We start from the raw sequence: 284 nt of genomic DNA on the forward strand, positions 1-284 counted from the left end.
GTCTAAAAGGACTTTACAGATAAATACAAAAGCCAAGGCTAAAACTATAGGAGATATTTCTCCATTGAATAAATGCTTAAAGCTAAATAGAGGAATATTTGATTTTCCCATTATTCTTAAGTTGATAGAGTACAACATTCCCATAACTAAAATACCAGAAAGTAAGTTTGATATCTTAAACTTAATGTGAAGAATTCCAGTAACAAGACCAGCAGTGCAACCACATAAGATAGCCATTAAAGTTGCTACTATAGGAGAAATACCATTAGTAAGAGAAAATGCTA

General features: G+C 31.0%; 1 pseudogene. It reads right to left on the reverse strand.

The window, feature by feature from the left end:
* A pseudogene (locus tag KGF42_RS19455) lies at positions 1-284 on the reverse strand (ABC transporter permease); the annotation flags it as partial.

Origin of the sequence: Clostridioides sp. ZZV15-6383 (assembly GCF_020657735.1) — a bacterium.
In the GTDB taxonomy this organism is placed as follows: Bacteria; Bacillota; Clostridia; order Peptostreptococcales; family Peptostreptococcaceae; genus Clostridioides; species Clostridioides difficile_D.